The 13,425-nt window shown below is 50.1% G+C and carries 11 protein-coding genes; all 11 read left to right on the top strand.

From position 1 onward, the window contains the following. Positions 1 to 199: 199 nt before the first annotated feature. The 11 genes from ACZ481_RS05345 (at position 200) to ACZ481_RS05395 (ending at position 13,356) form a co-directional block, all read left to right on the top strand. Positions 200 to 832, top strand: a complete 633-nt coding sequence (locus ACZ481_RS05345; RefSeq protein ID WP_464769129.1) for a cobalamin B12-binding domain-containing protein — start codon at positions 200 to 202, stop codon at positions 830 to 832. A gap of 31 nt (positions 833 to 863) precedes the next feature. Continuing rightward, a complete protein-coding gene (locus ACZ481_RS05350) occupies positions 864 to 2,327 on the top strand; it encodes a trimethylamine methyltransferase family protein (protein WP_464769130.1) in 1,464 nt (487 codons plus the stop codon). Positions 2,328 to 2,359: 32 nt separating this feature from the next. Continuing rightward, the gene (locus ACZ481_RS05355; RefSeq protein ID WP_464769131.1) at positions 2,360 to 3,826 is read left to right on the top strand and encodes a trimethylamine methyltransferase family protein; all 1,467 of its coding nucleotides are present in this window, start codon (positions 2,360 to 2,362) and stop codon (positions 3,824 to 3,826) included. 44 nt (positions 3,827 to 3,870) lie between these two features. Beyond that, on the top strand, positions 3,871 to 5,910 hold the full coding sequence (locus ACZ481_RS05360) for a hydantoinase/oxoprolinase family protein (RefSeq protein ID WP_464769132.1): 2,040 nt from the start codon (positions 3,871 to 3,873) through the stop codon (positions 5,908 to 5,910). Positions 5,911 to 6,180: 270 nt separating this feature from the next. Next, positions 6,181 to 6,672 (top strand): prolyl-tRNA synthetase associated domain-containing protein, encoded by a 492-nt coding sequence (locus ACZ481_RS05365; RefSeq protein WP_464769133.1) that lies wholly within the window; start codon positions 6,181 to 6,183, stop codon positions 6,670 to 6,672. 189 nt (positions 6,673 to 6,861) lie between these two features. Then, positions 6,862 to 7,098: a BCCT family transporter gene (locus ACZ481_RS05370; RefSeq protein WP_464769134.1), complete on the top strand. Its 237-nt coding sequence runs from the start codon at positions 6,862 to 6,864 to the stop codon at positions 7,096 to 7,098. A gap of 409 nt (positions 7,099 to 7,507) precedes the next feature. Then, a complete protein-coding gene (locus ACZ481_RS05375; RefSeq protein ID WP_464769135.1) occupies positions 7,508 to 7,966 on the top strand; it encodes a hypothetical protein in 459 nt (152 codons plus the stop codon). Positions 7,967 to 8,118: 152 nt separating this feature from the next. Further along, the gene (locus ACZ481_RS05380) at positions 8,119 to 8,751 is read left to right on the top strand and encodes a cobalamin B12-binding domain-containing protein (RefSeq protein ID WP_464769136.1); all 633 of its coding nucleotides are present in this window, start codon (positions 8,119 to 8,121) and stop codon (positions 8,749 to 8,751) included. Positions 8,752 to 8,782: 31 nt separating this feature from the next. Continuing rightward, the gene (locus tag ACZ481_RS05385; RefSeq protein WP_464769137.1) at positions 8,783 to 10,246 is read left to right on the top strand and encodes a trimethylamine methyltransferase family protein; all 1,464 of its coding nucleotides are present in this window, start codon (positions 8,783 to 8,785) and stop codon (positions 10,244 to 10,246) included. 32 nt (positions 10,247 to 10,278) lie between these two features. Continuing rightward, positions 10,279 to 11,745 carry a trimethylamine methyltransferase family protein gene (locus ACZ481_RS05390; protein WP_464769138.1) on the top strand — a complete coding sequence of 489 codons (1,467 nt, stop codon included), beginning with the start codon at positions 10,279 to 10,281 and terminating at the stop codon, positions 11,743 to 11,745. A 261-nt stretch (positions 11,746 to 12,006) separates the two neighbouring features. Next, the gene (locus ACZ481_RS05395; protein ID WP_464769139.1) at positions 12,007 to 13,356 is read left to right on the top strand and encodes an MFS transporter; all 1,350 of its coding nucleotides are present in this window, start codon (positions 12,007 to 12,009) and stop codon (positions 13,354 to 13,356) included. Positions 13,357 to 13,425: the final 69 nt, after the last annotated feature.

Raw genomic sequence — 13,425 nt, forward strand, 5'->3', positions numbered from 1 at the left:
AGGCGAAAAAAGGGAGAAGGCTATTGCATTCCCAGTATGGAAAAGAAATTGATTTCTTAGGTGCCTTAGCTACAGCAATTACCGGGCCAGTTTAATTTGCGTAAGAAAATACTTATAAGAAAATCGGCCATTTTATGTCCGGTTTCAAGAAAAAGCTACAGCGAAAGCTGGAAATGAATTGGAAAGGGGTTTCAAAAGAATGGCAAACTTGGAAGAATTATCGAAAAGCGTAATCAGCGGCAATCTCGCCAAAGTTAAAAAGATAACACAGGCTCTGCTCGATGAAGGAGCTTCCCCGTTGGATATCATTAATCAGGGGCTGATCGCGGGTATGAGCGTGGTGGGGGCCCGGTTTAAGAACGGGGAAATGTATGTGCCGGAAGTGCTGGTCGCGGCCCGCTCCATGACGGCCGGCATTGAACTGGTAAAACCGTTGATTGCAGATCAAAACATGCCGTCGGCAGGCAAGGTTTTGTTGGGAACGGTAAAAGGGGACCTGCACGATATCGGTAAGAATTTGGTGGGAATGATGCTGGAAAGCAGGGGTTATACCGTTATCAATGCCGGCATGGATATTTCCCCGGAAAAATTTGTCGAGGAGATTAGAGTGCACAAACCGGATGTGTTAGGGATGTGCGCCTTGCTTACCACCACGATGCTGCATATGAAAGACACGATCGAACTTTTGAAAGAAGAGGGCATCAGAGAGCAAGTGAAAGTAATCGTAGGCGGGGCGCCGCTGTCCCAGGATTTTGCGGATGAAGCGGGTGCGGACGGATATGCGCAGGACGCGGCCTCGGCGGTAGATCTGTGTAATCGGCTCTTGGCATAAACATAGCGGATTGGAAAGGAGAGAGGAGTAAGTGAAGACAAAAAGTCGTTATACGCGGGCAAATTATGCGGTCAACCAGACCACCGTCTGGGAAATGCTGAGTGAGGATCAATGTGAGGAACTCTTCATGACAACGCTTGAGGTGCTGGAACGTACCGGCGCGGAAATCCTGAACGAAGAAGCGCGGGCCATCTTTGAAAAAGCAGGCTGCTGGGTAGATGGCAACCGGGTCAGAATCCCTTCCGCCTTAGCGGAATGGGCGGTAAGAAGCGCGCCTTCCCGTGTAACCGTATGCAGCCGCAATGGCAACAGGGCATTAAAATTGGAGACGACAAATGCGTACTATGGACCCGGCCAGGGGAATACCTATGTGCTTGACCCCCTGACAGCCGAGCGGAGAAAGCCGGTAAAGGCGGATGTCGTTAAAACCGGTGTTGTTTGCGACGGATTAAAGAATATTGATTTTGTTATGAGTAACGGCCTGCCCACCGACGTCAAAGAAAACACGGCGGAAGTTCATGCCTTTGAAGCCTTGGTAACCAATACGGCCAAGCCCATTGTCCAATCCGTCCGGGGAATAGAGCAAGCCCAGGCAATACTGGATATCGCCGCTGCCGTGGCCGGAAGTCTCAGGGAATTTCAAAAGAATCCGTTTGCCGTTTTGCTGATTGAAACGGAAGGAACGCTTGTTCACTCGGCTGAGACGCTGGCCAAGGTTTTATTTGCCGCCCGGAGCGGGATTCCCTATATTTATGCGACCAGGCTCATTGCCGGTGAAACAGCGCCGGCTACGCCGGCCGGCGCCATTGTCGTAGCCTTGGCGGATACGTTAGTTGGTCTAGTGCTGGGCCAATTAGTCCGCCAGGGAGCGCCTGTGATTGCCGGCGGTTTCTTCACCATTAAAAATCAAGAGACCGGTATCTTGCCTTACGGTGCGCCGGAAATCAGTTTGCTGGGAACCGGCATGGCCAATGTCCTGCGTTTTCTTAAGGTGCCGAGCTTTGGCTTTGCCGGTGCGACCGACGCCAAAACAAGCGATGCCCAAATGGGACTGGAAGCAGCCTTTTCGATACTGCATGCCGGACTGAGCGGAACAAGTCTGATCCATGGCTGCGGGCAATTGGAGTATGGCCTGACCGGTTCACTGGAATTACTGGTCATGGGTGATGAAGTCATGGGGATGACGCGCAGAATGATGCAGGGTGTCGAGGTCAACGAAGAGCGGTTGGCACGGGGTGTAATTGATGCGGTACAGCCGGGTGGCCATTACCTGGGAGAAGAGCATACCTTAAAATATTTCCGCGCGGAATTCTGGTGGCCGACGCTGATGAACAGAACCAGGATTGCTGAATGGGAAGCCAATGGGTCGAAAAGCCTGGGACAGCGGGTTAAAGAAAAGACCCAAAGCCTAATCAAAACCCATCAGCCGGAGAAATTACCGGAAGCAGTCCTGAGCAAAATCCAGGCAATCCTAGACAAAGCGGATGGCAGATAGAATGGAATGAGTTTTGAAAGGAGCGGTTGAAGTTGACAACCAGAACTAACATTAAGGCGAATGCAAGTACGAAGATGAATATATTGTCCGAAGCCCAGTGCTATGAATTGCTTATGGCCGCAGAAGAAGCCATGTGGCGAACCGGGACGGATTTTCATGACAAAGAGTCGCTGGAAATTCTAAGAAAAGCAGGCTGCTGGGTTGAGGGCAAAAGAGTCCGGATTCCGGCCAACATTACGGAACGGTGCTTAAGAAGCTGCCAGAAACACGTTGTGCTATGCAATAGCCGGACGGGAGCCCGGGAACTGTTTGTAGAAGGCAACAATGCTTATTTTGGTTCAGGCCCCTGCACTCCGTTTACCCGCAACCCCTTTACGAACGAAAGACATCGGGCCACCAGACAGTCGGTAGGCTGGGCAACCAAGGTTCTGGATGCCTTGCCCAATATCGATTATGCGATGTCGCTGGGTATTGTCCAGGATGTGCCCCTGTTGGTCTCGGACCGCCATGAGTTTGAGCAGCAGATTTTGCATACCGACAAACCCATCATTACAGTCTGTGTCGATCAATGGGGCCAGGAAGACGTCATTAAGATGGCGGAGATAGTGGCCGGCGGCGAGGAGGAGCTGAGAAGGAACCCGTTCATCTGCCTCTATGCTGAACCGATTTCACCGGGCGTGCATTGCAATGAAGCCGCGCAAAAGCTGGTCTTGGGGGCTAAGAAAGGCCTGCCGACTATTTATACCCCTTGTATTATGGCGGGAGGCACGGCGCCGGCGACGATGGCCGGGGTAATGGTTCAGGGATTGTGCGAAAGCTTGAGCGGTATGGTTCTGAGTCAGTGCACCCGGGAAGGCGCTCCCTTTATCATGGGCGGCGTATACACCGTACTCGATATGGGTACGACCATCTTTTCCTACGGGGCACCGGAGTTGCACCTGCTCTTAGCCAGCCTGGCTGATGTGGCCCATTATCTCAATATCCCGATGTTTGGCACGGCAGGCTGCACAGACGCCTGCATTATCGATGAACAGGCCGGCATCGAGGCGGCTTTGTCGATCGCTATGACCAATATGTCAGGGGCCAACCTGAATCATGATACCGGTTATTCAGAATACGGGACGACTTCAAACCTCGACCTTGTTGTGATAGCCGATGAAGTTATGGGCATGGCCAGAAGAGTAACCGGGGGCATACGGGTAGATCAGGACACGTTAGCGCTGGAGACAATTGAAAGGGTTGGCCCGGGCGGCAATTTTGCCGATGCAGACCATACGGAAGAGCATGCGGCGGAGAACTATACATCGCGTCTGGTCAATCGCGCCGCCCGCAGTATCTGGGAAAGTGCAGGCGGGAAAACCCTGACCCAGGCAGCCAATGAAAAAGTCCGCGATATTATCAATTATCATGAGCCTGCTCCCCTGCCGCGGGATATTGCCGCCAAGATCAGAGATATTGTGGAAAACGCTGTCGGACATATGCCGGGCGAAGACGATTAAAAATTGAGCTTGCCTGCTTTTGCTTTCGTTAAGGAGGAACGGAAATGTCACTGGTATTGGGAATCGATACTGGCGGAACGTATACCGATGGCGTAGTTGTGGAGCTTAAAAGCAAACAGATATTGAAGAAGGCCAAAGCATTGACGACCCGTGAAGATCTGTCCATTGGCATTCGCAATTGCATTACCAATTTATATTTTACAGATTTTAACAATATCCGTGCGGTTTCGCTGTCAACCACACTAGCAACCAATGCAATCGTAGAAGGTCGCGGCTGCGAGGTAGGTCTTTTAATGATTGGCTGTAACCCAATCGATTCCCTCCCGGTAAAGCATTACTATGTTTTGCCGGGAGGACACAATCTCAAAGGGCGTCCCAATGCAGAACTGGATCTGGAGAAAACCCGCCAGGCTATTTACGGGCTGAAGGGTAAAGTGGATGCCATAGCTATTTCGGGCTATCTGAGCATAAGGAATCCGGAACACGAAATCGCTGTAATGAGAATGGTAAGTGAAATTTTGGATCTTCCAGTGGTATGTGCCCATCAGCTAACGACTTCTTTGGGCTTCCAGGAAAGAACCGTTACGGCAGTTCTCAACGCTCGTTTAATTCCAATCATTGCCGAACTAATCGAATCCGTAAAAAAGGTGCTTGACGAAAAAGGGATAGAAGCGCCCATCATGGTTGTTAAGGGAGACGGGTGTATGATGGGCGAAGCGTTAGCGCGCGAAAAACCGATTGAGACGATTCTCTCGGGACCGGCTTCCAGTATCATAGGTGGAACGTTCCTTACCAAAGCAGCCGATGCCCTGGTACTCGACATGGGGGGAACTACGACTGATATTGCCATTCTGAAAAACGGCGTGCCTAGAATTAACCAGGAAGGGGCAACCGTAGGTGGCTGGCTCACACGGGTCCAGGCCGCACAAATATATACCTATGGTCTAGGGGGCGACAGCTATATCCAGATTAGCCGGGATGGTGAAATTCAGGTAGGTCCCCAAAGGGTATGGCCGTTATGCGTGGTTGCGAACCAGCATCCTTATTTGGTCGATGAACTGAAAATGAATTTTGCAATGACCTACGATCTTATGTTTGCGCAAGCAACAGATTGTTATATGTTCCTTAAGCAAGCCGCCTTTGCATTGAATGACCAAGAAAAACAAGTAGTGGAAATTCTGCAAACCGGGCCAAGAAGCCTGTATTACCTAACCCAAAGGATGAATCTGGATCCTAACCTGCTGAATTTACAACATCTTGTCAGTTTAGGAGTGCTAGGCAGAATATCCCTTACGCCCACTGATATCCTGCATGCCAAAGGGATCTATCAGCAATGGCGGCGGGACGCAGCGGAAATAGGGGTAGAAGTCCTGGCAAGCCGGATGAAAAAAAGCCCGCAAGAGTTTATACGGCTGGCATCAGAAAAAATAATCAATGAGCTTTGCCTTACCTGTATTCAGAGTCTTGTCGGCTGTGATGAGCAAAACATCAAGATAAAACACATCCCCGCTGTCATGTATTTCATGCAAAAAGCCTTATCACCCCAACAAGATCAGGGATTTAACTGTTTTTTAAAAATCAATATGCCCATTGTTGGCATCGGCGCTCCGGTCCGGGCCTGGTTGCCGGCTATGGCGGAAAAACTGAATACCAATTTGATTGTGCCGGAGCATGCTGAAGTAGCCAATGCTGTGGGGGCGGCAACCGGTAAGATCATGGAAACTGTCAAAGTATTGATTAAGCCCGGAGAAAAAGACGGGACCTATTTGTTGCATGCCCCCTGGGAATGCAGGTTGTTTGATGACCTGGCAACGGCAGTGTCTTATGCGCTGGACAAAGCCAAAGAGCAGGCTGCGCTGGCTGCAAATAAAGCCGGGGCCAAAGAGGTTGAGTTGGTAGTAACCCATCAGGATAAATATGCGCAGGCCGGAATGATAGAAAACGATCTTTATATTGAATCACTTATCGAAATAACCGCCGTAGAACGGCCGGAGTGGGAAAGGGAAGAAATTAAAGAGAAATTTTTTGTGGACATGGAAGATTCATGCAATCGCTGGGCATCGATACAACCTGCTTCAAACTGAGGCAGAGAAAACGCTGCCCCAGCCAGTAGCTTCGACCCTGCAGCGTTTGCGAAAAGTGGCGGTATCAGGGCGGATCAGGTCTCTGGCCGGGGTATGGATATTCATTATTCCGGATGCCAAAAAGCTTCTGTATCTGTTCGTAATCATTGATTGCTGCAAAAGTGAGTTATTTGAATAAATTTGAACAACGCTGGAGGGGGCAGCCCCCTCTGGCCTTGTGAGAAATGGAAGTGTTTGTTAACGCTGACAATGATGATAAAAAGGAGTTAGATGATGGAACAAGACGAAAAAGTGTTGCAGGTATTGAATGAATTAAACATTTCCTACCAGCTTCATCAACATCCGCCTGTGTACACCATAGAGGAATGGCATCAATATATTGGCGGCAAAGATGGCATTATGTGTAAATGTCTTTTTCTGCGGAACCAGAAAGGGGATAGGCATTTCCTGGTAGTTGCCGATCATTCAACTACTACTGACCTGAAAATTTTGGCGAAACATTTGGCTGAAAAACAGTTAAGTTTTGCTTCTGAAAAGCGGCTTGAACAATATCTGGGGTTAACGCGAGGGGCGGTCTCTCCTTTCGGATTGTTAAACGATGAAAATAAAGCAGTCATTGTTGTGCTCGACGCAAGCCTAAAGCGATATAGCAATATTCAAGTTCATCCTAATATAAACACTGAAACGGTTACTATTTCCTATAGCGATTTGAAAAAGTTTATTCAATGGCGTGGCAATAAATTGCTGGACATTAATCTGTAGCCAACCGGCCCAGAAGGTAAATGAAGACCAATAGCGATGCAATCCATTCGCGCTCAGTACTGCATGTTTAGGAAGGGGAAGGAAAAAAATATGTCCAATAGCCAAGATTCACAAAACCGCTCTGTTTTATACGTTTCGGCGACGATAGCCTTACTGTTTGTAGCATTTAGTATGTTCCTGCCCGCTCAAATGGGAAAAGCACTGGGCATGCTCACCTCGGGCGGGGACATGAACCCCAGTAAGAAACTGCGCGGTTTCTGGGGTATCGCGCAGGGTGCCGTCACTATCATGTTGATTTTGGTTGGCGGCACCGCGGCCCTGAAAACCCTGCAGACGGCATCCATTGCCGCCGCTTTCCCCTTCATGCTGGTTATGCTGGTCATGTGTTACAGCATATATAAGGCCCTTTCTGAAGAATCGGTTTAGGGCCAGCACGGCTTGCGCTTAGAGACTTGGCGCAAGCCGTGTTTTCTTATGGTCAGAAAACAGATATTTTAGCAATCCTAAAATGAGATACTTAAAAAAGTTAAATTGTTATTGATTTTTAGGCTCAATCGCCGGTAATATGCCCCACACAACAGCAGTAACTTCCCCAATTAGTCTTAAAATAAGATGTGATATCTATAGCAAGATTAGCAGCTAGAATGACCGATTTCCCTCCTTGGCCGGAAAAATTTCATCCGAAAATGAGACGAAAACTTCAGGCTTGGAATCAGCAGTGTGAAGACAGGCCAATATTCATACCCCCGCTGGACTTGGCACAGTACTTGCAATGGATCTAATTAAAAAAAATAATTGCCAATTTTTAGAAAAATGTACAATGGGAGGTGAAATAATGGATAAGAACCTTATTAGAACGGCAATCACGGCGATCTTTGCGGAAATGGTTCAAATTTTAGAGACCGGTACTATTGCTAACAGGTTGAGCGGCGGCCTAACAGCCTTGGGCCGTAATTACAGACCTGCGGAACTTATGCGAGGAGCGGAACTGGCAAAAGCCTGTCGGGAAAAAGCCAAACCAAGCGGATATGACCCGGGAGGAGGGGAGGCTTACTATCAGGTTAGACGCCGTGTTGCCAGCGGGGCGGGCGCCCCGGCAGCAGCCGTGGAGGCAAAAATAACAGAATATTGTGTAATGTTAAAATTGCCGGCCGGGTCGAAAGCCGGATTCGCCAAGAGCAGCGGTGGGGATGAGGTAGTCAAAGCCATGCGTGTCCATGCCCTGCCAATCAAACAAGACGATGAGAAAGGGGCAAGATCCCCCCCTAATGACGCAGCCATGCCAAGAAATTAATTTCTTAGGTGCCTTAGCTACAGCAATTACCGGGCCAGTTTAATTGGAGTAAGAAAACACTTACATAAAGAAAATCGGCAATCCCATGTCCGGTTTTCGTAGAAAAAGCTACAGCGAAAGCTGGAAATGAATTGGAAAGGGGTTTCAAAAGAATGGCAAACTTTGAAGAATTATCGAAAAGCGTAATCGGCGGCAATCTCGCCAAAGTTAAAAAGATAACACAGGCTCTGCTCGATGAAGGAGCTTCCCCGTTGGATATCATTAATCAGGGGCTGATCGCGGGTATGAGCGTGGTGGGGGCCCGGTTTAAGAACGGGGAAATGTATGTGCCGGAAGTGCTGGTCGCGGCCCGCTCCATGACGGCCGGCATTGAACTGGTAAAACCGTTGATTGCAGATCAAAACATGCCGTCGGCAGGCAAGGTTTTGTTGGGAACGGTAAAAGGGGACCTGCACGATATCGGTAAGAATTTGGTGGGAATGATGCTGGAAAGCAGGGGTTATACCGTTATCAATGCCGGCATGGATATTTCCCCGGAAAAATTTGTCGAGGAGATTAGAGTGCACAAACCGGATGTGTTAGGGATGTGCGCCTTGCTTACCACCACGATGCTGCATATGAAAGACACGATCGAACTTTTGAAAGAAGAGGGCATCAGAGAGCAAGTGAAAGTAATCGTAGGCGGGGCGCCGCTGTCCCAGGATTTTGCGGATGAAGCGGGTGCGGACGGATATGCGCAGGACGCGGCCTCGGCGGTAGATCTGTGTAATCGGCTCTTGGCATAAACATAGCGGATTGGAAAGGAGAGAGGAGTAAGTGAAGACAAAAAGTCGTTATACGCGGGCAAATTATGCGGTCAACCAGACCACCGTCTGGGAAATGCTGAGTGAGGATCAATGTGAAGAACTCTTCATGACAACGCTTGAGGTGCTGGAACGTACCGGCGCGGAAATCCTGAACGAAGAAGCGCGGGCCATCTTTGAAAAAGCAGGCTGCTGGGTAGATGGCAACCGGGTCAGAATCCCTTCCGCCTTAGCGGAATGGGCGGTAAGAAGCGCGCCTTCCCGTGTAACCGTATGCGGCCGCAATGGCAAAAGGGCATTAAAATTGGAGACGACAAATGCGTACTATGGACCCGGCCAGGGGAATACCTATGTGCTTGACCCCCTGACAGCCGAGCGGAGAAAGCCGGTAAAGGCGGATGTCGTTAAAACCGGTGTTGTTTGCGACGGATTAAAGAATATTGATTTTGTTATGAGCAACGGCCTGCCCACCGACGTCAAAGAAAACACGGCGGAAGTTCATGCCTTTGAAGCCTTGGTAACCAATACGGCCAAGCCCATTGTCCAATCTGTCCGGGGAATAGAGCAAGCCCAGGCAATACTGGATATCGCCGCTGCCGTGGCCGGAAGTCTCAGGGAATTTCAAAAGAATCCGTTTGCCGTTTTGCTGATTGAAACGGAAGGAACGCTTGTTCACTCGGCTGAGACGCTGGCCAAGGTTTTATTTGCCGCCCGGAGCGGGATTCCCTATATTTATGCGACCAGGCTCATTGCCGGTGAAACAGCGCCGGCTACGCCGGCCGGAGCCATTGTCGTAGCCTTGGCGGATACGTTAGTCGGTCTAGTGCTGGGCCAATTAGTCCGCCAGGGAGCGCCTGTGATTGCCGGCGGTTTCTTCACCATTAAAAATCAAGAGACCGGTATCTTGCCTTACGGTGCGCCGGAAATCAGTTTGCTGGGAACCGGCATGGCCAATGTCCTGCGTTTTCTTAAGGTGCCGAGCTTTGGCTTTGCCGGTGCGACCGATGCCAAAACAAGCGATGCCCAAATGGGACTGGAAGCAGCCTTTTCGATACTGCATGCCGGACTGAGCGGAACAAGTCTGATCCATGGCTGCGGGCAATTGGAGTATGGCCTAACCGGTTCACTGGAATTACTGGTCATGGGCGATGAAGTCATGGGGATGACGCGCAGAATGATGCAGGGTGTCGAGGTCAACGAAGAGCGGTTGGCACGGGGTGTAATTGATGCGGTACAGCCGGGTGGCCATTACCTGGGAGAAGAGCATACCTTAAAATATTTCCGCGCGGAATTCTGGTGGCCGACGCTGATGAACAGAACCAGGATCGCTGAATGGGAAGCCAATGGGTCGAAAAGCCTGGGACAGCGGGTTAAAGAAAAGACCCAAAGCCTAATCAAAACCCATCAGCCGGAGAAATTACCGGAAGCAGTCCTGAGCAAAATCCAGGCAATCCTAGACAAAGCGGATGGCAGATAGAATGGAATGAGTTTTGAAAGGAGCGGTTGAAGTTGACAACCAGAACTAACATTAAGGCGAATGCAAGTACGAAGATGAATATATTGTCCGAAGCCCAGTGCTATGAATTGCTTATGGCTGCAGAAGAAGCCATGTGGCGAACCGGGACGGATTTTCATGACAAAGAGTCGCTGGAAATTCTAAGAAAAGCAGGCTGCTGGGTTGAGGGCAAAAGAGTCCGGATTCCGGCCAACATTACGGAACGGTGCTTAAGAAGCTGCCAGAAACACGTTGTGCTATGCAATAGCCGGACGGGAGCCCGGGAACTGTTTGTAGAAGGCAACAATGCTTATTTTGGTTCAGGCTCCGGCACTCCGTTTACCCGCAACCCCTTCACAAATGAGAGACAGCGTTCTAACAGGCAGACTATAGGCTGGGCAACCAAGGTTCTGGATGCCTTGCCCAATATCGATTTTGCGATGTCGCTGGGGCTTGTCCAGGATGTGCCTCTGTTAATATCGGACCGCCATGAGTTTGAGCAGCAGATTTTGCATACCGACAAACCCATCATTACCGTTTGCAATGACCAATGGGGCCAGGAAGACGTCATTAAGATGGCGGAGATAGTGGCCGGCGGCGAGGAGGAGCTGAGAAGGAACCCGTTCATCTGCCTCTATGTTGAACCGATTTCACCAGGCGTGCACTGCAAAGAAGCCTGCCAAAAGGTGGTTCTGGGGGCTAAGAAAGGCCTGCCGACCATTTTTACCCCTTGTATTATGGCGGGAGGCACGGCGCCGGCGACGATGGCCGGGGTAATGGTTCAGGGATTGTGCGAAAGCTTGAGCGGTATGGTTCTGAGTCAGTGCACCCGGGAAGGCGCCCCTTATATCATGGGCGGCGTATACACCGTACTGGATATGGGTTCAACCATTTTCTCCTATGGAGCGCCGGAGCTGCACCTGCTCTTAGCCAGCCTGGCTGACATGGCCCATTATCTGAATCTGCCGATGTTTGGCACGGCAGGCTGCACAGACGCCTGCATTATCGATGAACAGGCCGGCATCGAGGCGGCCCTGTCCATTGCGATGACTAATATGGCGGGGCCCAACCTGAATCATGATACCGGTTACTGCGAATACGGGACAACGTCAAGCCTTGAGCTTGTTGTGATAGCCGATCAAGTTATGGGCATGGCCAGAAGATTAACCGGCGGCATACGGGTAGATCAGGACACGTTAGCGCTGGAGACAATTGAAAGGGTTGGCCCGGGCGGCAATTTTGCCGATGCAGACCATACGGAAGAGCATGCGGCGGAGAACTATACATCGCGTCTGGTCAATCGCGCCGCCCGCAGTATCTGGGAAAGTGCAGGCGGGAAAACCCTGACCCAGGCAGCCAATGAAAAAGTCCGCGATATTATCAATTATCATGAGCCTGCTCCCCTGCCGCGGGATATTGCCGCCAAGATCAGAGATATTGTGGAAAACGCTGTCGGACATATGCCGGGCGAAGACGATTAAGAACATCAGTGCGGTTTCGCGGCCAGACACATTAGCAGCCCACTGAAATGTAGAAGGTCGCGGCTGTGAGGCAAGTCTTTTGATGATCGGTCATAATCTAATCGATGCCCTCCCGGTAAAACGTTACTATGTTTTGCCGGGAGGGCACAATCTTAAAGAGCGACTCACTGCAAACCGGATATGGAGAAAACCCGCCAGGCTATTTGCGGGGCTGAAGGGATGTAACACTCGACCCACTAGCATTAAAGGGAGTGAGAAGTAATGTCTAAGTCCAATCTTGTGATTGAAGAGAGTCCGTTAACCCCATTTCTGAAGAGACTTACTGTTTATTGCGCCGGTGGCCCCTTCTTAGATGGCTATATTTTAGTCATAATCGGTGCGGCGCTTGTCCAGTTGAATCCCCACCTTCAGCTTGATGCTCACTGGGCGGGGATGATTGGAGCCGCTTCGCTTGCTGGACTGTTTGTAGGCGGATTTTTGGGGTATTTAACTGACATCGTCGGGCGAAAGGTGATGTACACGATTGATTTGCTTGTATTAGCCATCGGCTCAATTCTCCAAATATTTATTACTACTCCGATGGAACTGGTTGTTCTACGTTTCATAATTGGCATTGCCGTAGGGATCGATTATCCGATAGCCACTACGCTGTTGGCGGAATTTGCTCCGAGGAAGCACCGTGGCCAGATGCTGGGACTCTTGATGCTGGCATGGTATATTGGGGCGGCTGCCGCTAATATATTTGGATATTTTTTATTAGATACGCCAGGCGGCTGGAAATGGATGCTGGGCAGTTCGGCAATTCCCGCTATATTGCTTGTCATTGGGCGGTGGGGTACGCCGGAATCACCGCGTTGGCTATTAAGCAAGAATCGGGTGGATGAAGCCCGGGCTTCGCTGCGGCAAGTATATGGGCCTGATGTTGACGTTGACGCTATTGATCAAAGAGTAGTAGAGACTCGCTTAAGCAAGCTTATCGAACCAATGTATCTTAAAAGAAATATTTTAGTTTGCGGTTTTTGGATGTGCCAGATAGTGCCGTTATTTGCCATTTTTACATTTGGGCCGGTACTCCTGGAAATGTTCAATCTGGCTGAGGGCAAACAAGCTATGCTGGGAGATGTAGGTATTAGCATGTTTTTTGTCCTCGGCATAATCCAGGCATTAATGTTTATCAACAAAATAGGTCGGCGGCCGATGATTATCTGGAGTTTTGTGTTTATGACTGCAGGCATGTTAATTTTAGGACTGTTCCCGAATTCCTCAAGCTGGGTGATTATGGCAGGCTTTGCTATCTATGCGATAGCCTCAGGCGGGCCCAACATTCTGGAATGGCTGTATCCCAATGAACTATTTCCGACAGAGATAAGGGCAACCGCGGTAGGCATCGGCACGGCTATAAGCCGGGTCGGGGCATGCGTGGGTACGTATTTACTGCCTCAGTGGTTACTGACTTATGGGCTGGGGACAACCATGCTCATTATGGCCGGTATTACTTTTGTGGGATTGGTAATCTGCATATTCCTGGCAGAGGAAACGAAGGACTTAACGCTGGCGCAGGCGGCAGGTTCTGACGACAGTACGGCGGGTTCGGCCGGATCCCATATGTAAACAGGTAAATTTCGTTTTCCTGTGCAGCATAGGGATCGCTATAAGTCGTATTGACGTGTGTGCCGGTAT

The sequence above is a fragment of the Sporomusa intestinalis genome (genome assembly GCF_055383785.1).